Here is a 20,528-nt window from a genome sequence, read left to right as displayed (position 1 = left end):
ACAAAAAGTTATTAACAAACTTTATGATTTGGAAATCCCTGCTATGGCAGATGCTACATGACCTTTCACTCGTACTTTCCGCCATTCTTCCACTAAGATCCCCTGCTCATCGATCAGAAAAGTAGAACGTACAATGCCCATGAATTCTCTACCATAGAGCTTCTTAAGCTGCCATACACCGAACATTTCACTGACCTTATGATCCTCATCAGACAACAGTGGAAAGGGTAGACTGTTCTTCTCCGTAAATCTCATATGCGAAGCTAAAGGATCTGGACTGATGCCTAAAACAACCGCACCAAGCGTAGTAATCTGATCATGGGCGTCCCGGAATTCGCAGGCCTCCTGCGTACAGGCTGGTGTCATATTTTTAGGATAAAAATATAAAATGACCTTTCGGCCCAGGTAATCACTTAAACTAACCTCTTGCCCGTTGGAAGACGGAAGAGTGAAATTCGGTACTTTTTGTCCAATAGCTACTACGTTCAAGTTATATCCACTCCTTCTTGATATTGGAGGATCGAGCATGAATTGCGCGTATCCCCAAAAGAAATTATAATGTAGAGAATGTGAATGCGAAAGGAAGAACGAGAAATGCCACCTAGAAAGAAAAGGCACGCAAAGACTGGTAAGTCAAAAAAGAAACCGCTGCTTTGGACACTGGCCATTATACTCCTCCTTATTATCGGTGGAGCCATTTACTACTTTACATCCATCTACACTGAGCTTGGCAGCATGTCGAACACCGAGAATTCACCATTTAAGAATGCTGAAACTGTTGATGTCGACACGCCAGAACCTCCAAAATGGGAAGGTACAGAGCCTGTTAATATACTGCTAATGGGCGTAGATGCCCGCGGTGTCAAGAAGGGAGAAATTCCTCGTTCTGATACAATGCTCGTAGCCTCACTTGATCCCGTGAAGAAGAAAATCAGCGTATTCTCAATTCTTAGAGACACTTACGTTCCGATTCCAGATCACGGCGAAAAACGTATTAATTCAGCTATCATTTATGGACCTAACACGGCGATGCAGACTGTAAGCGATCTGCTCGGCATCCCGATTCAATATTATGTCTACACGGACTTCCAAGGATTCATCAAGCTAGTAGATGCCGTTGGTGGTGTAGATTATGAAGTCGAGAAAGATATGGTGTACAAGACCATTGCAGATGGTCCCGAGTATGACATTGATCTTAAAAAAGGATATCAGCATCTCGACGGTAATAAAGCTCTGCAATATGTACGTTTTCGACATGACGCTACCTCCGACTTCACTCGGACCGAGCGCCAGCGTGCTTTTCTCAAGGTTGTGGCTGACAAGCTGATCAAGACCACATCCATAATCAAGCTACCGAATATCCTGTCTCAAGTTACGCCTTATATCGAAACTAATCTGACAGTAAATGATATGTGGAAGCTTGCAACCGTTGGGTACGATAGTACCATGGGCGGTAGTGAGCAAATTCCGCCAATGGATCTGCTCAAAGAGGAAACTACAAGTGACGGATCGCAGGTTATAGGCATTCGCAGTGAGAAAAAATTAAAGGAATTTGTTCAGGATACCTTAAATGGCCCTGAGCCAACGCCTACACCTTCAAGTTCACCAGAGACTACTTCAAATAGTAACACTAGCGGAACCCAATAAAGATCTGACAAGCAACGTTCACAAGTAGACACTACAGGCAATGGTATAATACGGGCGGACAGCGGAAACACCGTTGTTCGCCCGTTGCCATGAGCACCAACAATCGAAAGGATGATCACATTATGAATCGTTCCACATCTGAGCAACTTTATCACGAAGCCCTTCAACATATCGTTGGAGGTGTAAATAGCCCTTCCCGCTCTTTTAAAGCCGTTGGAGGCGGAGCACCTGTATTTATGAAACGTGCCAGCGGATCTCACTTTTGGGATGTAGATGGCAATGAATATATCGACTATCTCCAAGCCTATGGACCGATCATTACCGGCCATGCTCACCCACATATAACGAAGGCAATTACCACTGCAGCTGAGAATGGTGTTCTTTACGGAACCCCAACAGAGCTCGAAATTAAGCTTGCTAAAATGCTTAAAGAAGCTATTCCGTCTATGGATAAAGTCCGGTTTGTCAATTCAGGCACAGAAGCGGTTATGACTACCATTCGTGTCGCTCGTGCTTATACAAAGCGCAGTAAAATCGTAAAATTTGCTGGCTGTTATCACGGCCACTCTGATCTAGTGCTCGTAGCAGCAGGATCCGGGCCTTCTACGCTTGGCATTCCAGATAGTGCCGGCGTTCCTAGCAGTATTGCACAGGAAGTAATCACTGTTCCGTTTAATGATCTGGAAAGCCTGCAAGAGGCACTAGAAAAATGGGGCGAAGATGTCGCCGCTGTAATGGTTGAACCGATCGTCGGTAATTTCGGTATGGTGATGCCGAAGCCCGGATTCCTCGAAGGGCTCTGCAAGCTGGCTCATGCTAACGGCTCACTCGTTATTTATGACGAAGTCATTACGGCCTTCCGCTTCCACTATGGTTCCACACAGACATATGCAGGACTGGATAACCATGAAGACATTACTCCTGACCTTACAGCACTCGGCAAAATCATCGGCGGCGGTCTACCGATCGGCGCGTACGGCGGACGTAAGCATGTGATGGAACAAGTAGCCCCACTAGGACCGGCATACCAAGCGGGAACAATGGCGGGAAATCCTGCTTCCATTTCCGCAGGGATCGCCTGTCTGGAAGTGCTGAGCGCAGAAGGCGTATATGATGAGATGGAACGGCTTGCGATCCGCCTTGTCGGCGGTCTTCAGGAATCCGCTGACCGTCATGGCATTCCACTGACGATCAACCGCATCCGTGGTTCATTCTCTACTCATTTCTGTAAGCATCCAGTTACAAATTACGATGAGGCACAGGATACAGATGGCGAATTGTTCGGCAGCTTCTTCCGGCACATGTTGAACCGAGGGATTAACCTCGCCCCTTCGAAATATGAAGCTTGGTTCCTAACGACAGCACATACCGATGCAGATATCGACGCTACGCTGATTGCAGCAGAAGAATCATTCCGCGCTATGGCGGCTGAGAAATAAGACGTTATTTACAGCCACTAAACATACTAAAACCTACCACCAAGCTTCTGGTGGTAGGTTTTTTGCATAGGCACTATTCGAAATCAATTTGCTTGTCCAATATAATCTCTGTCATGGCAGGTCGAAACATTTGGTCTCCTCCGGGTATTAAGGCAAATTGAACCGTATCCAGATCCGCTGGCAGCGGTGGCGAGACCAAGAACTGCATTTGTGTATGAGCTCCCCCTCCGTGACCTCCATGCTGCTGGATTTCATAGGCTGCCTCGCTCAAAATCTCCAATGTTAGAGCCGGTTTAAGATAAACTTGCTCCACTGTTTCTTTTAAATACTTAATCTCCACAGTAACTATACTGAGCGTTTCATACTGCATAGCATGTGTAAGTGTATACTCGCAATCTTCGAGGACTGTCCGCTTCACAATTGGAAGTACGCCGAGCAGTAAACCGGGCTCTTCCCAATATTTCCGTCTGGGCACAGCCTCATTCAGACTGTGTATATACTGTACAATCTGAGAAGTGTCCATCTCGAATCTAGTTGACCATTCCTCAAGGAGCTCACTTTCGGGGGAGAACCGTTTTTTGCCTGTTATAGCTTTACGTTCCTGAATCAGAGTCAAAATCTGCTCATCAATCTTCTTAACCTCATCATTATATTCGTTGACCACGCCTCTTATTGGCATTCTACCCCAACCCATTTAATAACCTCCTTCTTATAATAAAGTTACTTTCTACCCATTAGCTATATGGTACCTCCTGTGGATTAATTTGTAAAATATTCGAAATCTTTCAATCTTGCAGATAGCAAAAAAAAAGCATGTACCCCTCAGCTTTATGCTGCAAGACCACACGCTTTATGATTCAGAGATTTTCTTTTACTCGTACAAGTTACGGATTTCCACTCCCTGAGGAAGCTTGAATGGATTTTCCTTGTTGATTCGGTCGTAGAACATGATCCCATCGAGATGATCAATCTCATGCTGGATAATGATGGCTTGGTAGCCCTTAAATTTAAGGACCACTTCCTTCCCCTCAAGATCATATCCCTTTACCTTCACAGATTCATAACGAGGTACAAAACCATGCACCGGCCGATCAACGGACAGACACCCCTCGCTCTCCGGTAAGTACACCATGGTTAGTGAGTGACTGATGATCTTAGGGTTAACCCAAGCATGCTCTACAATCCTCCCTCTCTCGTCCGTAGAATACATCACGAACATACGCTTCAACAGTCCGATTTGATTCGCCGACAGACCTACGCCAGAGCGTAAATTGTATTCTTCGGAAATCTCCGGGTCCTGGCTGTTCTTCAGAAACTGAAGCATACATTGCAGAGTCTCGCGATCCTCCTCCTGTAGAGGAAGCTCCACTGGTTGAGCTACGGTACGAAGTACGGGATGACCTTCCCGTACAATATCATCCATAGTGATGATATATTCAGCACTAAATTTTGAACTAGACAATATTCCATCCACCTTTGCCTTACGGGCTTAATTTAAAATACCTATGATATAGTATGCAGATTTATGGATTTATGAAAGCCGTTCGCAGTTTGCTACTATAATTAACATCAAATCCAAGTCCGGTCGCCAATGCGGCAAGGGGAAGATAAGTTTTATCTTCTTTGCCTACCTTTTGCAGAAAAGCAGGGGTATCAATGGCTACATTCTGTCCATTCACCTTAATAAATTTGCTACCGATCGTGATTACAACCGTCCGGCCACCGTATTCAATAGTAGCACTGGAGGTCTTATTATCCCACTTTCCATTAGCGCCTACGGCATTTAGAATATCTTTAAGCGCCAAGAAGTTCTGACCATTCTTAAGGATGGGCTTATTCGGCGTATTTAACTCCACACCCTTTACAACAATCGACATCGGTACAGTATCCGTAGCCGTCACCGCTACAGTGGGAATGCGGTATTCCCCCCATTGTAATTCAGCAAATACTTTTGCAATGGTCTCGTATCCAAGCTGCGTAGGGTGAAAATCCGCTTGTCCTGCCCCGATAATATGTGTGAGTGATCCCTCTGAGCCGGCAAACTTTGCCGCTACATGAGCTACTACTACCTTTGCTCCCTCTTGATTCGTACTTGCAGCCACACGATCTGCCGAATCCGTAAATTTCGCTGCTGCGGTCATCAATTTAGTGTACATCGCACCAAGAGCGATCTTAGGAGCAGGCTGGTATTGGTCAGCCAATATAATTGTTGCTTGAGGATTTATCGCACGAATATTCTCAAGACTCGCCTTCACATTCGTATTGTAATCCGCTAGCTTCTGCTCCAGCTGAGATTCAAAATCTGTATCTGTCAGCTCCTTCACCTGTAAGAAAAGACGGCTTACATCATTCCCGCCAATTGTAATCGTAATCAGATCGGCTTCCTTCAGCTCTGATGCGATCTGCGGGGTTAACTTTACGAATTGGTCAATCCGCGGATCTGGAAGACCTGACTGAATACCTTCAGCGGTAATCGCTGAGCCGTCCTTGATGGCTCCAGTGTAATTACGTAATCCAGCAGTGGTCAATCCAAGAATACCATAATTGGTAAGCTCGCTCCGGCCATGATACCACCCCTGCTCCAGTAGTCGCTCCGCATAACCGTAAGGCTTGGTATTCACATCCGTCATTCCCGGCTCGTATCCGGCAGTAATCGAATCGCCAAGAGCTACGATGCGAAAGACATCCTGACTTGCATCTTGTGATGTAGACGTGTCAGCTGCATTTGCCGATCCGGCACCTACGCCAATCAGCACAGATAACAAAAGCATACTGCTTGTGCTAGCTGCTAAAATTCTTCTCCACTTACTTAGCATCGTATCCCTCCCAAAATGTTCTAATTCTCATTCTACCATCCCTGATAGCAACGCAAAAGAGCGGCCTCCCATATTCGGGAAACCGCTCTGAACATCACAATTATTATCACAGCTAGAAACGAATGTCTTATTCTTTATTTGAATCCTCTTGTGAATTCAAATGTTTCCCGGCACGTTCCAGATATTTATCATATCGATCGTCTAGTTCATGTCCAATCTTACGATACCGCAGCGTCTCCTCCACAATAGGATCCATTGTGGTCTGGATACGAATTTCATACTTCGGAGAGATCTCACGGATTTCTTTAGCTATACGGTCACCCTGTTCCATCTCACCATCAACCAACATTTCGCTTAGCTTGCGTTCCAGATCATCCTTCTCGCTCATGATGCATCGTCCTCCCTAAAGCTTATATCCTGTTGCTTCAGCATTCTTCAGTGACGAAACCAAGTATTCGTGAATATGACCATTACTTGCTACTATATGACGAGTGCCAATATCGTATGGACGCCCAAGCGTATCCGTAATTCTGCCCCCTGATTCAAGCACTAGCAGCACTCCTGCTGCGCAATCCCAAGGGCTTAAGCCTACTTCCCAGTATCCATCTACCCGACCTGCTGCCACATAAGCCAAGTGTAGAGCAGCTGAACCTCCTGCGCGAATACCACGAATCTGCGGAAGAATGCTCTGCAGTCCTGCCATATTTACAGGTTGCGCAAATTCACGGTCCGGCGGAAAGCCCATTGCAATCAAGCTGTCTCCAAAAACGTCCTCCGTAGAGACTTCGGTAGGAACACCATGCATGTAGGCTCCCTTACCTTTTTCAGCAACGAACATTTCATCACGAATCGGATCGTAAATTACCCCCACTGTTAATTCTCCACGAATCACTAAAGCAATGGAGACACAGTAAAAAGGAAATCCGTGTACAAAATTAGTCGTACCATCTACAGGATCTACAATCCACAGATATTCATGCTCACGAGCTTCTTCCAATGCAGCGGTTGCTGCTGCTGCTCCCGGGGAAACGCCTTCCTCACCGAGGATCGCATGATCTGGATAATGTGTCAGGATCAACCTGCGAATCATCTGTTCAACGCCTTTATCTACTTCCGTGACCAGATCCTGTGCTGATGTCTTTGTATTAAGTTCCTTCACCAGGCCCTGTCTGCTTTTTATCCATTCTCCTGCTTTGGCAGCAGCATTAATGGCTACCGCCGTATGTCCCTTGCTTGTTACTACATAGGGTTCACGTTCTTTCTTACCCTCTGGTTTTAAAGGACTCATATCTTCACTCCGCTTCCTTGAACATAATCGCCATTGGCATGAAATTTAAAGCAATCCTATTCACAATACCGTTCAATACGCCAAAACGTTCTCAAAGTTCCGCCATAAGGGATACCCATTTCTATGATCCCTTGAATGTTAATCGTAATAAAGTTTCATTCAACGTACCCTATTTCAAGTTACATATCAAGTCATGATAGGGCCCGTATTCGGGACCTATCGCCTTATTTTCATTGTTTAAGGTTCGATATTCACACTTGCCCCATTTAATACAGAAATTCCGTTACCGGCATCAGCCAGCTCCTTCATTGCTTCCATCAATCCAAATAACGCACCATCTTTAAGTTTTGCCTCAATCATAACATCAATAGCAGGGGTATCTGCAGCTATCCGCTTTAAAAAAGCTACTAATGGCGCAGGCTCCACACCATCTGCATGGCTGCGTGGATCAGACGGACTGCGCGGACTAGATACATGAATCTTAGGCGGGAAAAGCTCTCCAGACGGAACATCCTTCTGCGCAAGCTCGCTTCGCCATGTCTGCTGAATATCAGGCCACAGCTCCCAAGGGAGCTCTCCTTCATTATTCACCCATTGATGGTGAATATCCAGCACCATCGGCAGGCCTACGTTCTGGCAGACTGCCAGTGTCTCCGGGGCTGTGAAGGTCTTATCATCATTCTCCAGCGTAATACGTGCCTGCAGCGCTGCTGGTAGCTCGCGGAAATGCTTCTCAAACCGCTTGGCTGCCACCGGCTTGTCCCCATAGGCTCCGCCAATATGAATATTGTTCTTCGCCATGGCAGGAAGTCCCATAGCATTTAGCATGTCCGTGTGGTGCTGCAAATCCCGGATGGAACTTACTAGCACCTCAGGACGGGGTGTACTAAGCACTGTAAAGTGATCTGGATGAAAAGACACCCGCATCCCATGCTTTTTCACATATTGCCCCACTTCCGCGAATTCCTCAGCGAGCGCAGCAAACGGATTCCAATCCTGTAAATCAGGATGCGTCGCCAGAGGAATCAACTTGGAAGTGAGACGGTACACGAAGATGTCCGAACCCACATTATGCTTCATTAGTCGCAGCGTATTGTGCAGATTCATCCGAGCGAGGTTCTCCAAACGCCGAAGTGCCGCTTCACGGTCATCCAGCTTCTTGAAGGAGGCCATCGTCATAGTCTTGGATGGTGAGCAGTCTTTGATAACGGTGGACATCGCTACATATCCAAAACGGACAATCATCCCTGCGCTCCAAAAAACATTTCATCTGCTAGTGCAGTTTGCACTTTTGATTCTTCTTCATTCAATTTACGCACGAGTTCCATTTCGACCGCTGTAACCTCATGCCCCTGAAAATTAATCTCTGCAATCGAGGCTGAGATTTTGACGATCGCTACAGCTACATTCTCAGGTGTGTAGGCAATCACCTTCTGACCCGTCGGATACACGCGAAAGCCCTGCTTCACCATTTTGGTACGCCCATACTCCAGCAGCTCGTACAGCTCTTGTTCATTCTTGAACTTACAGACGGAATTGAATTCAGTTTGAAAACCCATATTTTGTCGCCCCTTTCCAGTCGGGATGAACCCGCTAGTAGCTTCAATTACTCGTTATCATACTTAAGACCTTGTTTGAAATTATAGCGCTCTAAAGCTAACTCAATCATACGGTCTAACAGAGCTCTATAGGATACACCTGTCTCACGCCACAATAGCGGATACATGCTGTAAGGAGTGAAGCCAGGCATCGTATTCACTTCGTTAATTAGAATTTTACCATCCGATCTCCGCAGGAAGAAGTCCGCCCGGGTAATCCCGCTACCCTCAATCGCTCTAAAAGCGGTTATCGCGGACTCCCGCAAACGATCAGCAACTTCAGAATCTACTGGCGCAGGAATCATCATTTGCGATTTACCATCCGTATATTTAGCTGCGTAGTCATAATATTCTCCAGAAGAAACGATTTCACCCGGAACAGAGGCCTCTGGCTCATCATTTCCGAGCACACCGACCTCTACCTCACGAGCATCCACGAATTCCTCAATAATGACTTTGGTGTCATAACGGAAGGCGAAATCTATAGCTTTTACAAGACTTTCCTTATCAGAAGCCTTAGAAATACCTACACTTGAGCCCAGATTAGCAGGCTTTACGAATACTGGATATCCCAGTTTATCCTCTACACCCACAATCAACTCATGGCTTTTTCTTTTCCAAGCGCTGATGTTAAAATAACAATATTCACACTGATCCAGACCTGCATCAGCGAATAACTTCTTCATAACAACCTTATCCATCCCTGCCGAAGAGGCAAGAACACCAGCCCCAATGTAAGGAATATTCGCCATTTCGAACAACCCTTGAATTGTTCCGTCCTCGCCATACGTGCCGTGCAGCAGTGGGAACATAACGTCTACCGCTTTATCCGCACCGGATAGTCCACTAAATACTACATTCAGGGCTGTGCCCATATCTTCCGTTGCATCTGAAAGCTTGAGCTGCTCTACCTCACTATAAGGTGCCGATAACGTCTCTCCGACTTTCCACAAGCCCTGTTTTGAAATATAAAAAGGGATAATCTCATATTTATCGTAATCAAATGAGTTCATCACGGCAAAAGCCGTCTGTAGCGATACCTCATGTTCTCCGGATTTGCCCCCGTACACCAGCCCTACGGTTAGTTTTGCGTTCCCCATACCTTTACAACCTCTTTCTGTCTTATAAATAGTCGTTAATATGAAAAAAACGGTATTTCGTTTGTTCCGTCCATGCGTAGGAATCACGATAGTCCCAGAAGCGATGACGACTGCTAACTGTACGTGCATTCACAAGCGGCATGCCACCAGCATCAAAGGCTGTGACGATCGTGCTGTGCTGATATTGCCCGTTACCATCCCAGTCATATTGAATGATATCGCCCAGCATCAATTGCTCCGGCCGCTCCATGACTTCCGCACGCAAGCCACTGCTCCGGCTAACGCTCAAATAGCGCTGCAGACTGTCTGATACAGCCCAGCTATAACTCCACCATTCTTGTTTTCCTTGGTAGCCTTTGTACCACCAACCCGTTTCTCTTTTACCAGTATAGTTGATAGGCGCGCCCCCTGCAAAGAGGCATTGGGAGACATAATTCGTACAATCTACCTCAAATGTTTCGAACTCCGGATTCCCGTCTTTCCACCAACGATCGGCATAAGCCACCGCTTCTTCACGGTTGTAGCGAACCTCTCTTGAGCCCGAGATCTCACCAAGAATATTCCGGTTTAGAAGGGGCTGTGATGGCAGCGGAGCAGGCAAAGCTTCCCCCCATTTGGACAACCTGCCTGATAACTCCGCCTCAGCTCTATGAACTGTATTCCTTTCGGGAATGGTTCGTTCAATAGCAGCGATTTCCCAACCCCCTCCGTCCCGCACAAAGGTCAACCGCTCCAGCTCAACCCTATCCTCGCGGTGGTTAACGCCTCCTTTTTCATAATAAAGTGCACTATGCAGCGTAACCTCTGCTACCACCTCATTCGGAGTCTGCCGGACGGTCCGTAAAGTCTTCACACCTGTTTCCCCACGCAGCGGAGTGATCCCACGAGCGGTATACCATTCAGCGATACGGCGTGAACGTTCCCCTTGCTCCACCAGAAAACGTGGATCTTTAACGGATACGGAAACTGTTTGCGATGAGGACTTAGGTTCCACCTTGGCCTTATTCACTTGATCTACATATACATATAGACTCTGCTTCCACTGTTGTTCCATTATACTCGCACCCCTTCATTCCCTTTTAACTACTGCTCTATGTATATGAAAGGAAACAGGCCGCTATACAGATCGCTTCAATTTACATGGTAGGGCATATGCTTTGCTTATAGCTTACGTTTTAGAGGTAACTCTAAATGGTTTCAGAGATGCGATATTCGGGCTTTATATATAGGAAAAAAAACTTTACTCCCCTCTTTGTAACCGTTATAATTAAATAATATGCAATGTGAAATTGAGTTTCAATAGATGAAACAAGGAGGCGCACATATGCCAAGCAAGGATCATTTCTCGTTGGCCCGCACCCTGGAATCAGGTGGCAAATCTTATCGCTATTATGATCTTAACTCCCTTGAGGAACAAGGATTGGGCTCTATCTCTTCCCTTCCTTTCTCGATCAAAGTATTACTTGAGGCGGCTGTTCGTCAATTTGACGGACGGGCGATTACAGAAGAACATGTGAAACAATTGGCTGATTGGTCAGGCGACATTGATCGCAATAAAGAAATTCCGTTTATCCCTGCTCGTATCGTACTTCAGGACTTTACCGGTGTTCCGGTAGTCGTAGATCTGGCAGCTATGCGTGACACCGTAAAGAAAGCCGGCGGAGATCCTAAACAGATCAACCCGCTCGTTCCCGTTGACCTTGTAATTGACCACTCTGTTATGGTTGATGCTTTCGGTACGGCAGACGCTTTGGAATACAATATGAACGTGGAGTTTGAGCGCAACGAGGAACGCTACCGTTTCCTTCGCTGGGCACAGACCGCTTTCAATAATTTCCGCGCAGTTCCTCCAGCTACCGGTATCGTGCATCAGGTGAATTTGGAGTATTTGGCTTCCGTAGCCACCACTAAAACTATCGATGGTGAAACTGTCGTTTATCCAGATTCCCTTGTTGGAACGGACTCCCACACTACGATGATCAATGGACTTGGTGTTGTGGGCTGGGGTGTAGGCGGTATTGAAGCTGAAGCAGGTATGCTCGGACAACCGCTCTATTTTGTTACACCAGATGTAGTGGGCTTCAAGCTAACAGGCAGTCTTATCGAAGGGGCTACAGCAACAGACTTGGCACTGACAGTGACTGAAATGTTGCGTAAAAAGGGCGTAGTCGGCAAATTCGTCGAATTCTACGGTCCTGGTCTTGCTAACATCAGTCTCGCTGACCGGGCAACGGTTGCTAACATGGCGCCAGAATACGGAGCAACGATCGGTTTCTTCCCTGTAGATGAAGAGACACTTGCTTATCTTCGCAGCACAGGTCGTCCAGATGATCTGGTAGAGCTCGTTGAATCTTATTACAAAGCACAAGGCATGTTCCGCACTTCGAATACGCCAGATCCTGAGTTCAGCGATGTAATTGAACTTGACCTAGCTTCTGTCGTTCCAAGCTTGGCTGGACCAAAACGTCCGCAAGACCGGATCGAACTTACGCATATGAAAGAAAATTTCGAAGGTATTATCCGTACACCTGTAGACAAAGGCGGTTACGGTCTCAGCGATGAGAAAATCGCCCAAGTTGTAGAAATAGAACATAAAAATGGCACCAAAAGCAAGCTGAGCACAGGCGCGGTCGTGATCGCAGCGATTACAAGCTGTACGAATACTTCCAACCCTAGCGTTATGCTTGGTGCAGGTCTTTTGGCGAAAAAAGCTGTGGAACGTGGTCTGACCAAACCAGCATACGTTAAGAGCAGCTTGACTCCAGGATCATTGGTAGTTACTGAATATTTGGAAAAAGCAGACTTGCTGAAGCCACTTGAAGCACTGGGCTTCTACTTGGCGGGATATGGCTGTGCTACTTGTATCGGTAACTCCGGTCCATTGCCTGAAGAGGTTAGCCAAGCCATCACTGATAACGATATGACCGTAGCTGCTGTAATCTCCGGTAACCGTAACTTTGAAGGCCGCGTACATGCTCAGGTCAAAGCCAACTACTTGGCTTCACCGCCGCTCGTAGTTGCTTACGCACTGGCTGGCACTGTAAATATCGATTTGCAGACTGAACCGCTTGGATTTGATCCACAAGGTGAGCCAGTATTCCTGAAGGATATTTGGCCAACTACTGCTGAAATTCGTGAAGCTATCGGTCTCTCCCTTAGTCCGGAGATGTTCCGTCGTAAATACGAGAATGTATTCACTGCTAATGAACGTTGGAATTCTATCCCTGTTCCACAAGGCGAGCTGTATGAGTGGGATGATAATTCCACGTATATTCAGAATCCGCCATTCTTTGAACATCTGGCAGACGGTCTGGGAGACATTAAGGATATCAAGGATGCACGCGTTCTGGCGTTGCTTGCTGATTCCGTAACGACCGACCATATCTCACCTGCAGGTAATATCTCTACCTCTGGTCCTGCCGGCGAATATTTACGCGATCATGGTGTAGAACGTGCAGACTTCAACTCCTACGGCTCACGCCGCGGAAATCATGAAGTCATGATGCGTGGTACATTCGCTAATATTCGGATTCGTAACGCAGTAGCTCCAGGTACAGAAGGCGGAGTTACAACCTTCCTACCAAGCGATGAAGTCATGTCCATCTATGACGCTTCCATGCTGTATCAGGACGCTGGACAGAATCTCATCGTTATCGCCGGTAAAGAATACGGCACAGGAAGCTCACGTGACTGGGCTGCCAAGGGCACGCTTCTGTTGGGTGTTAAAGCTGTTATCGCTGAGAGCTTTGAGCGGATTCACCGCAGCAATCTGGTTGGTATGGGTGTGCTTCCACTGCAATTCCAGGAAGGCCACGGCTGGAGCAGCTTGGGACTGACCGGACGCGAGACCTTCAACATTACCGGTCTCGATAACGAGGTGACGCCAAGCCAAGATCTAACTGTTACCGCTACCCGTGAAGACGGTACTCAATTCGACTTCCCTGTTACTGCACGACTCGACAGCACGGTTGATATTGATTACTATCGCAATGGTGGTATTCTACAAACTGTACTTCGTCAAATGCTGGCGGATGCCACAGATTCTTCGGCTGTATCGGTAGAATAGATTTATCGTAAGACGCACAAGGGAGTGCCCTCTGGCCATTAAGGTTAGAGACACTCCCTCGTCTTATTATATTTGAATATTAAACGGCCAGCCTCCGATCATCCGGAGACTGGCCGTTTTTCTCATGTTGGGCTATGGAATCATCATGCCCATTTCACTTGCTGCTTCCTTCAAGATGGCAGCATACTCCACTAACGTATCCCTAGACAGGCGGCTGACCGGCCCTGACAGTGATAACGCCGCAATCACATTTCCACTACGGCCTGTGACAGGTACCGCCACAGCGGCCGCACCAGACTCACGTTCTTCGAAACTCGTGGCATACCCCAGCCGGATGATCTCATTAAGCTGATCTTTGTATACACTCTTCTCAACGTAATCCGGCCACTCCGAACTCTCCAGCAGCTCTCTCAACACCTCAGGTGGTGCATACGCTGCTAACACCTTACTCGACGCCCCTACGGATAATGGCAGCCTCGCACCGATCTGTGCAACTCTACGAATCGCTTGCTGGCTCTGTACCGCCTGAATACGTACGCGTTCAATACCATCCCGTAAGTAAAGGCTGACCGTCTCTCCGAGTCGATCTCTCAGCCGTTCCATAGATGGCAGCAATACCGCTGCCGACTCGTCAAAAGCAGGCAGATGCGTAGACAACTCCCAGATTCGTATACCCAACCTATATTTTTCTGTCGCCGGATTGCGAATAAGAAAGCCCTTTTCCTCTAGTGTTGCCAGCAATCTGTGGACTGTACTCTTATGTAAGTCAATCTTTGATGCGATCTCCGTTAACCCTAAATCTCTGTCCTGCGTAAAACAAAGTAATATATCAAGCGCACGTTCTACCGCGCGTACCGTTAGCTTTCGGTCCTCCACAGTAATCCCCCTTCGTGTTTCATCAAATGAAACGCGGTTACATTATAACTAACTCTATCTTAGTGCAAAACTCTACGGAAAGTCCAGTATATTCACTGAGTCGAAAAAGACTGGTCCGCACTTTACAGTTACATTACAAAACGGTCCAATTCATTGACTTTGTAAGTGCTTCAACTTACGATAAACATATTAAATATACTAATGCTTTAGTATCATTTTCGACAAATTATCCTAGGCACTAGTACTCACATCATACTTAGGAGGGGACCTTATGGATCTGACAACCAGCCGAGCCGGCACGTCAGTCTCCCGTCGTCCTAAACTACCTAAACAGGGCAGTTCATCACGACTATCGCTGCGGATGATCCGTGTTAAGCATATTATCGTTGCATTGCTATTATCTATATTTTTCTTTTTAGCATTTTGTTTTGTCTCGCTTCATGGCTACATCGCTTGGGTACTATCCAATCCAACCGTCGCGCCACTGTACTCCAATCCTATGATGGCCAAAGGCCTCGCCTACGAGGATGTAACTTTCCCCGCTAAGGATGGAAGTCGCATGATGAACGGCTGGTATATTCCAGCCAAGGATGCTACTAAGACTATCGTGTTCAGCCATGGCTATGGTGCCAACCGCGAAGAGTCTTGGGTACCTATGTACGATCTCGCTCACTATGCACACAGTCTGAATTTCAATGTCGTAATGTTTGATTACGGATTTGCTGCCCAAGGTAATAAGGATATTGCAACCGGCGGCAAAAAAGAATCCCAGCAGCTTCTAGGCGCCATTGATTTCGCAAAGGAACGCGGAGCTAAAGAGCTCGTTGTTTGGGGCTTCTCCATGGGGGCTGGCACAGCACTGCAAGCAGGATTAGTATCTGAGGACATCGACGCGATGATTCTGGACAGCACCTTTTTGTTAGAACCAGACACGCTGTATCATAATATCAAGCAGAATATCGATCTGCCGCGCCAGCCTTCCCTGGCGATCATGGAAATGCTGTTCCCGGTACTGAACGGTACGGGACTAGATCAGATTCCATATGCAAAGGTTAAATCCAAAGATTATCCTTTCCCTATCCTTTTCATGCATGGAACCAAAGACGATAAAGCCCCTTATCCTATTGCCGAAGAACTAGCAGCAAATCAGAACAATCCGTTCTCTGATTCCTGGATCATTGAAGGTAGTCATCATGAGCTGTTGTTCCGCGAGCATCCCCGTGAGTATTTGCGGCGGGTCTCCGCTTTTTTAGGGAATGTCCATCTGGCCAAAAATAATAATGGCGATCAGCCGGCGATGGCAAGTAATTAACTAAGCGCTAATAACCATACGAACAGCCTCTTCCAGGGACAGAAAGAAATGTATCCTAGGAAGAGGCTGTTTTCATCCCCAGGAAAGAAAGAAGCCAAAGAGGCACTCTAAGTTTATGTTCTTCATAACCTTCCAAGACCGTTCATATAATGGACTGATAAAGACATATCACGGGAGGTTTTCTTGGCATGCTATATGTATACGGGCCGATGCTGCCAGTACGTATTCTGGAAGAAATCGTATTTTGGAAAACACAAGAGAAAGAGCATACCGAAGTCATCAAAGCGATCGTACCTAAATTAGAGGACCCTTATGTGAAACTCCTCGATGAATGGGCCGTTGTTTTTGGTGCAACTGAGCAGACGGCACAGCAGCTATTGAATGCTGCCCTTTCCGCTTCTCCTCCGCCACAGGCAGAACTCACTGCGGAAACGGAGAAACTGCTACATATCTCCTGCAATCAATCCCAAGAGTTCGTCCGGCAGCTCTTTGCCATCATGGAGAGTAGCGCAGCGGTCAAAGCCGTCCCCCTTGCAACTACTGTGATTCTGCATATTATTCGCGAATCAGAATACTTCTTAGCCGTACTGCAGACACTCAGCTCGCCCGGAAAGCTTTCACAAGTCATGCGTGATTACACAGAGGATTATGTCGTAAACATCGATACAGACGATACTATGCGGAATGATGGATTCTCTACTTTTACTGACACTGTTCCTGATATCCGCGATAAAAACGACGCGGTACCCATTGGCGGCCATACGCTACCTCCCTTGCCTTACACCTATAATGCACTAGAACCTTATATTGACGAAAAGACGATGAGAATTCATCATGATAAGCACCATCAAAGTTATGTAGATGGATTAAACAAGGCTGAAGTTAAATTAGCAGATTCCCGTAAGAACGGTGACTTCGATCTCGTTAAGCATTGGGAGAGAGAATTAGCCTTTAATGGTGCAGGCCACTATCTTCACACGATCTTTTGGAACGTGATGTCTCCGCAAGGCGGGGGCCGCCCAACAGGTGCTTTACTAGAAGCTATAGAACAAAGCTTTGGAAGCTATGACAGCTTCAAGAAACAGTTCACCGAAGCTGCGAATAAAGTAGAAGGTGGCGGCTGGGCCATTCTCGTCTGGAGTCCACGTAGCCATAGACTAGAAATTCTCACTGCGGAAAAACATCAAAATTTATCGCAATGGGACGTTGTTCCGCTCTTGGCCTTGGATGTATGGGAACATGCCTACTATCTGAAACATCAGAATAATCGTGCGGATTATATTAACGATTGGTGGAAGGTCGTCAACTGGCCATATGTGTCAGAGCGTTATGCGGCTGCCAGTAAACTGGCATGGAAGCCTTACTGATCTCTTACCACTTCGTAGAAGACATCACTTCTATTCGCTTATATTGACCCAAAAGGACCCATCGTTCACAAAAAGTGAATGATGGGTCCTTCTAATTTCGAGGTATAGACACCTCTATATACTATTCTTTAATCAAGCTCAGAAACTCCGCACGAGCGGCGGCATCCTCCCGGAAGACCCCTCTAGTAGACATGGTTACCGTCTTACTTCCTGGCTTCTTCACTCCACGTGCGCACATACAAAGATGTTCACCTTCCACAACGACCATAACGCCGTGAGGGCTTAGTACCTCCGTCATAATATCCGCAATTTGCGTCGTAATGCGCTCTTGAACCTGCAAACGCCGACTCACTGCTTCAACTAGGCGAGCTAATTTGCTGAGTCCAGCAATCCGTCCGCTCGGAATGTATCCAATATGCACTTTACCGAAGAAAGGAGCCATGTGATGCTCACATTGGCTGTAATAGACGATATCCTTCACGATCACTAGCTCTTCATGAGACTCATCAAAAGTAACACCGAGCGCCTCGCGGGGATCTATCGAATAACCGCCGAATATCTCCTCGTACATCCGCGTAACACGCGCTGGTGTTTCAAGCAGTCCCTCGCGGCCGGTATCTTCACCGATTAATTCTAATATTTTCTCAACGTGATACTCGATTTGCTCACGGTTCTCTGATACTTTACCGTTCACGTATTCATTGATGTTCCCCATGATGTCTCCCCCTTCCGCACCCGTATAATTTCTATCCGGACCCGGTTACTTACTTCTACGTTTATTCCCTTTAGCTGCTCCTGGTCGGGCGCCTGTCTGGTTCTGATTCTTCATCATCTGTTGGGCACGTTGCATTTGTTTCCCATTCAGGTTATAACCCATTTGTTTCGCAACCTTTTGCAGCATTTCAGGATCATTCTGCATAGTTGTCATTTGTCTGCGCAGATAATACACACCGATAAAAAATCCACCGATGAGACCTACGACCAATGTAATAATAGGTAATGCGATATTCATCTAAAGCCCACCTCTACACTCTATTGTCTGCATCGCCATATGGCGCGCGAATCTATCATAGCATTTCGAGAACTGGACAGCAATTGGGAATATGCAACCTGTCTATGATCTTTTTCCTTCATTAAACATCGTTGTCCTCTCGTGCCTGCTTCGCAGTAAGGAGCACATCCTGCGCCCGGCTCAGCATTTCTTTTACCGTGTCATGCTCTTCGCGCTCTAAAGCCGATTCAACAGCAGCTAGAGCCTCCTCACCACCGATGCGTCCCAGCGCCCAAGCAGCAGTGCCTCGCATCTCAGGCCGCGGCTCTTTCAGAACAATTTCTGTTAGCTTTGGCACCGCTTCTACTTCCTTGAAATTACCGAGAGCGATGATCGCATTTCGTTGCATCGGCTTTTTGCCTCTCCAGGCAGCAGAGCTATTTCCGAATCTCTCTTTGAATTCACGGTTGCTAAGATCCAGGATTGGCATTAACAATGGCTTCACGATCTCAGGATCAGGCAGCATCTGAGGGCGATGATTCCAGTTCTTCCCTCGATTCTTGGGACATACAATCTGGCAGGTGTCACAGCCGTATAGACGGTTGCCAATCTTGGTCATGTATTCATCACTCAGAAATCCTTTGGTCTGCGTCAGAAAAGAAATACAAGCCTGCGCGTTAAGCTGACCCGGCCCCACCAGTGCACCGGTTGGACAAGCATCAATACACTTGGTACACTCCCCGCAGCCTTCCTCAACAGGCTCATCCGGAGCAAAAGGAATGTTCGTAACCATCTCCCCTAGATAAATCCAAGATCCCCATTTGGGTGAGATGATAGAACAGTTTTTGCCGCTGAAGCCTATCCCCGCTCTTTCCGCTACCGCTCTATCTACCAGTACACCGGTATCGACCATACTTTCCAGCACAGCCTCCGGTACACGTTCATGAATAAAGTCCTCTAGCTTACTTAAGGCCTCCCTCAGCACATGATGATAATCCCTGCCCCATGATGCTCTGGCGAGAATACCTCTTCGTGCACCTGGCTCAGACTTCGGAGGATTCTCCATTTTGGAAGGATAGGCCACAGCAATTGAAATAATAGATAAGGGCTTGTCCCCAGAGCTCAGAGCGGGGATTGTCCTTTTATCCAGATCCGGTTCCTCGAAACCAGATTCATATCCTTTGTCTCGGTGGTCTTGCAAAATATTTTTCAGATATAAAAAAGGCTCTGCTGTAGTAAACCCGATATCATCAATACCGAGTGACGTCGCAGCCTCCTGAATCTCCGCTTTAAGCTGTGCCCACTTGGAAGGCGGGGGTGCATACGGTGACTGAAATGTATTGTTCATTTCCGCCTTCTCCTTTTCATGTTATCGATAAAATTCTTATAACCCTTTCAGTTTAGACAGCGGCCACCAGATATAATCCGCCCTGCCTACAATCATGTCCTGTGGGATGGAGCCGAAATAACGACTATCTTTGCTTGCTGAAGCATGACGGTTATCTCCCATGACAAAATAGTTTCCGCTCTCCACAGTTAACGCCGCGAAATCCGGGTCTTCAATCTCGGTATCTATATACGGCTCATTCACTATTTTTCCATTCACATATAACTGGTGATCCTTCACTTCTATGATATCTCCAGGTATACCAATGACTCGTTTTACTAAAAAGTCCTTCCGACTTGGTCCAGTGCTAGGATCATGAAGAATGACGACATCCCCGTGTTTTGGGTTTACAAACATCAATGAAAGCTTATTAATAAAGAGCCTCTCACCTTCCACAAGCGTTGGCTGCATAGACTGACCTTTAACCGTTGATATATTGAACACAAAAATATTAAGAACCGACATTACCGCAAAGACAACTACCGCTGTAAGCAACCAATCCTTCAATTCCGCGGCCAAACGACCACCAAAGCCTTTGTTTGATCTGGACGATCTATGTCTTTGCTTCCGATTACGCATGAACTCTACTTGGGACTCCTGACTCAATATGTCACCTCTTATTCTCAATTATTGATGTCTAT

The 20,528-nt window shown here is 46.7% G+C and carries 19 protein-coding genes and 1 pseudogene; 5 read left to right on the top strand and 15 right to left on the bottom strand.

Annotation, left to right across the window (positions count from 1 at the left end; translation table 11 throughout):
- Positions 1-21: 21 nt before the first annotated feature.
- Positions 22-489, bottom strand: coding sequence for a thioredoxin-dependent thiol peroxidase (gene bcp, locus MHI27_RS03055; RefSeq protein ID WP_042184684.1), 468 nt, complete (start codon positions 487-489; stop codon positions 22-24).
- A 105-nt stretch (positions 490-594) separates the two neighbouring features.
- On the opposite strand from bcp, the gene MHI27_RS03050 reads away from it, so the two are divergent.
- Entirely contained in the window at positions 595-1,647 is a 1,053-nt protein-coding gene (locus MHI27_RS03050) for an LCP family protein (RefSeq protein WP_076301084.1), read from the top strand.
- 122 nt (positions 1,648-1,769) lie between these two features.
- Entirely contained in the window at positions 1,770-3,086 is a 1,317-nt protein-coding gene (locus MHI27_RS03045; RefSeq protein WP_339268602.1) for a glutamate-1-semialdehyde 2,1-aminomutase, read from the top strand.
- A 73-nt stretch (positions 3,087-3,159) separates the two neighbouring features.
- Here MHI27_RS03045 and MHI27_RS03040 read toward each other — a convergent pair whose 3' ends face one another.
- The 9 genes from MHI27_RS03040 to MHI27_RS03000 all read right to left on the bottom strand — a co-directional run bounded on the left by MHI27_RS03040 (position 3,160) and on the right by MHI27_RS03000 (position 10,942).
- A complete protein-coding gene (locus MHI27_RS03040; protein WP_042184679.1) occupies positions 3,160-3,780 on the bottom strand; it encodes a hypothetical protein in 621 nt (206 codons plus the stop codon).
- 177 nt (positions 3,781-3,957) lie between these two features.
- Positions 3,958-4,509: a peptide deformylase gene (gene def, locus MHI27_RS03035; RefSeq protein WP_042193240.1), complete on the bottom strand. Its 552-nt coding sequence runs from the start codon at positions 4,507-4,509 to the stop codon at positions 3,958-3,960.
- A 100-nt stretch (positions 4,510-4,609) separates the two neighbouring features.
- Positions 4,610-5,902 carry a stalk domain-containing protein gene (locus MHI27_RS03030; RefSeq protein WP_405175540.1) on the bottom strand — a complete coding sequence of 431 codons (1,293 nt, stop codon included), beginning with the start codon at positions 5,900-5,902 and terminating at the stop codon, positions 4,610-4,612.
- 127 nt (positions 5,903-6,029) lie between these two features.
- Positions 6,030-6,290 (bottom strand): hypothetical protein, encoded by a 261-nt coding sequence (locus tag MHI27_RS03025; RefSeq protein WP_076285870.1) that lies wholly within the window; start codon positions 6,288-6,290, stop codon positions 6,030-6,032.
- Between the two features lie 15 nt (positions 6,291-6,305).
- A complete protein-coding gene (locus MHI27_RS03020) occupies positions 6,306-7,190 on the bottom strand; it encodes an inositol monophosphatase family protein (RefSeq protein ID WP_405175539.1) in 885 nt (294 codons plus the stop codon).
- Positions 7,191-7,427: 237 nt separating this feature from the next.
- On the bottom strand, positions 7,428-8,435 hold the full coding sequence (gene uvsE / locus MHI27_RS03015; RefSeq protein ID WP_339244634.1) for a UV DNA damage repair endonuclease UvsE: 1,008 nt from the start codon (positions 8,433-8,435) through the stop codon (positions 7,428-7,430).
- The gene (locus MHI27_RS03010) at positions 8,432-8,749 is read right to left on the bottom strand and encodes a hypothetical protein (RefSeq protein WP_042123954.1); all 318 of its coding nucleotides are present in this window, start codon (positions 8,747-8,749) and stop codon (positions 8,432-8,434) included. The genes uvsE and MHI27_RS03010 overlap by 4 nt, the downstream gene beginning before the upstream one ends.
- Before the next feature lie 47 nt (positions 8,750-8,796).
- Complete coding sequence (locus tag MHI27_RS03005) at positions 8,797-9,888, bottom strand: D-alanine--D-alanine ligase (protein WP_076285873.1); 1,092 nt, start codon at positions 9,886-9,888, stop codon at positions 8,797-8,799.
- Between the two features lie 22 nt (positions 9,889-9,910).
- Complete coding sequence (locus MHI27_RS03000) at positions 9,911-10,942, bottom strand: amidase domain-containing protein (RefSeq protein ID WP_405175538.1); 1,032 nt, start codon at positions 10,940-10,942, stop codon at positions 9,911-9,913.
- Positions 10,943-11,212: 270 nt separating this feature from the next.
- Here MHI27_RS03000 and acnA point away from each other — a divergent pair, with 270 nt between their 5' ends.
- Complete coding sequence (gene acnA / locus MHI27_RS02995) at positions 11,213-13,954, top strand: aconitate hydratase AcnA (protein ID WP_076285875.1); 2,742 nt, start codon at positions 11,213-11,215, stop codon at positions 13,952-13,954.
- Between the two features lie 132 nt (positions 13,955-14,086).
- On the opposite strand, the gene MHI27_RS02990 is transcribed toward acnA, so the two are convergent.
- Entirely contained in the window at positions 14,087-14,830 is a 744-nt protein-coding gene (locus MHI27_RS02990) for an IclR family transcriptional regulator (protein WP_042184662.1), read from the bottom strand.
- Between the two features lie 271 nt (positions 14,831-15,101).
- On the opposite strand from MHI27_RS02990, the gene MHI27_RS02985 reads away from it, so the two are divergent.
- Positions 15,102-16,142, top strand: a complete 1,041-nt coding sequence (locus MHI27_RS02985) for an alpha/beta hydrolase (RefSeq protein ID WP_076285877.1) — start codon at positions 15,102-15,104, stop codon at positions 16,140-16,142.
- Positions 16,143-16,330: 188 nt separating this feature from the next.
- The gene (locus MHI27_RS02980; protein WP_405175537.1) at positions 16,331-17,509 is read left to right on the top strand and encodes a Fe-Mn family superoxide dismutase; all 1,179 of its coding nucleotides are present in this window, start codon (positions 16,331-16,333) and stop codon (positions 17,507-17,509) included.
- 121 nt (positions 17,510-17,630) lie between these two features.
- On the opposite strand, the gene folE is transcribed toward MHI27_RS02980, so the two are convergent.
- The 4 genes and pseudogenes from folE to lepB all read right to left on the bottom strand — a co-directional run bounded on the left by folE (position 17,631) and on the right by lepB (position 20,493).
- Positions 17,631-18,224 carry a GTP cyclohydrolase I FolE gene (gene folE / locus MHI27_RS02975; RefSeq protein ID WP_042123940.1) on the bottom strand — a complete coding sequence of 198 codons (594 nt, stop codon included), beginning with the start codon at positions 18,222-18,224 and terminating at the stop codon, positions 17,631-17,633.
- A gap of 45 nt (positions 18,225-18,269) precedes the next feature.
- Positions 18,270-18,521: a YneF family protein gene (locus tag MHI27_RS02970; protein ID WP_042123938.1), complete on the bottom strand. Its 252-nt coding sequence runs from the start codon at positions 18,519-18,521 to the stop codon at positions 18,270-18,272.
- Between the two features lie 136 nt (positions 18,522-18,657).
- Positions 18,658-19,848: pseudogene (gene queG, locus MHI27_RS02965) on the bottom strand (tRNA epoxyqueuosine(34) reductase QueG); the annotation flags it as partial.
- 36 nt (positions 19,849-19,884) lie between these two features.
- A complete protein-coding gene (lepB, locus tag MHI27_RS02960) occupies positions 19,885-20,493 on the bottom strand; it encodes a signal peptidase I (RefSeq protein ID WP_042184655.1) in 609 nt (202 codons plus the stop codon).
- Positions 20,494-20,528 lie beyond the last annotated feature (35 nt).

This window comes from Paenibacillus sp. FSL H8-0261 (assembly GCF_045040645.1).
GTDB lineage: Bacteria > Bacillota > Bacilli > Paenibacillales > Paenibacillaceae > Paenibacillus_AQ.
The sequence above is the reverse complement of the archived record's forward strand: the minus strand, read 5'-3'. Positions and strand labels throughout refer to the sequence as shown.

Coding starts and splice junctions, on each gene's coding strand:
- MHI27_RS03050 (WP_076301084.1), top strand. CDS start 595: ATGCCACCTAGAAAGAAAAGGCACGCAAAGACTGGTAAGTCAAAAAAG.
- MHI27_RS03045 (WP_339268602.1), top strand. CDS start 1,770: ATGAATCGTTCCACATCTGAGCAACTTTATCACGAAGCCCTTCAACAT.
- MHI27_RS03040 (WP_042184679.1), bottom strand. CDS start 3,780: ATGGGTTGGGGTAGAATGCCAATAAGAGGCGTGGTCAACGAATATAAT.
- def (WP_042193240.1), bottom strand. CDS start 4,509: ATGGATGATATTGTACGGGAAGGTCATCCCGTACTTCGTACCGTAGCT.
- MHI27_RS03030 (WP_405175540.1), bottom strand. CDS start 5,902: ATGCTAAGTAAGTGGAGAAGAATTTTAGCAGCTAGCACAAGCAGTATG.
- MHI27_RS03025 (WP_076285870.1), bottom strand. CDS start 6,290: ATGAGCGAGAAGGATGATCTGGAACGCAAGCTAAGCGAAATGTTGGTT.
- MHI27_RS03020 (WP_405175539.1), bottom strand. CDS start 7,190: ATGAGTCCTTTAAAACCAGAGGGTAAGAAAGAACGTGAACCCTATGTA.
- uvsE (WP_339244634.1), bottom strand. CDS start 8,435: ATGATTGTCCGTTTTGGATATGTAGCGATGTCCACCGTTATCAAAGAC.
- MHI27_RS03010 (WP_042123954.1), bottom strand. CDS start 8,749: ATGGGTTTTCAAACTGAATTCAATTCCGTCTGTAAGTTCAAGAATGAA.
- MHI27_RS03005 (WP_076285873.1), bottom strand. CDS start 9,888: ATGGGGAACGCAAAACTAACCGTAGGGCTGGTGTACGGGGGCAAATCC.
- MHI27_RS03000 (WP_405175538.1), bottom strand. CDS start 10,942: ATGGAACAACAGTGGAAGCAGAGTCTATATGTATATGTAGATCAAGTG.
- acnA (WP_076285875.1), top strand. CDS start 11,213: ATGCCAAGCAAGGATCATTTCTCGTTGGCCCGCACCCTGGAATCAGGT.
- MHI27_RS02985 (WP_076285877.1), top strand. CDS start 15,102: ATGGATCTGACAACCAGCCGAGCCGGCACGTCAGTCTCCCGTCGTCCT.
- MHI27_RS02980 (WP_405175537.1), top strand. CDS start 16,331: ATGCTATATGTATACGGGCCGATGCTGCCAGTACGTATTCTGGAAGAA.
- folE (WP_042123940.1), bottom strand. CDS start 18,224: ATGGGGAACATCAATGAATACGTGAACGGTAAAGTATCAGAGAACCGT.
- MHI27_RS02970 (WP_042123938.1), bottom strand. CDS start 18,521: ATGAATATCGCATTACCTATTATTACATTGGTCGTAGGTCTCATCGGT.